Consider the following 377-nt stretch of genomic DNA (forward strand, 5'->3'; position numbering starts at 1 on the left):
CGACAGCGGGGAACCCACCTTCCGGATCTCGCTGACCTCGCAGATGTCGATCCGGGAGGCCTGTGGGTACGACATCCAGCTCGAGGTGTCCTGCTACAACCCGGGCATCAACCGGGTGGTGCTCAACGAGCCGCGCTGGGTGCGTGGCGCCGTGGGCTTCCAGGGCGACATCGGCTCGTACCGCCAGTACCAGATCAACCACGAGGTCGGGCACGCCGTCGGCTACCAGCAGCACCAGCCGTGCGAGGCGGACGGGGGCCTCGCGCCGGTGATGATGCAGCAGACCTTCGGCACCTCCAACAACGACATCGCGAAGCTGGACCCGGAGGGCGTCGTCCCGATGGACGGCAAGACCTGCCGCTTCAACCCCTGGCCGT

General features: G+C 67.6%; 1 protein-coding gene. It reads left to right on the forward strand.

Translation table 11 applies throughout. The features are described 5' to 3' along the window. Positions 1–377 (forward strand): DUF3152 domain-containing protein (locus AC1DYG_RS20640; protein WP_477641695.1); only part of this gene is annotated, 377 nt, incomplete at both ends.

The organism is Pedococcus sp. P1_H8, from assembly GCF_056405175.1.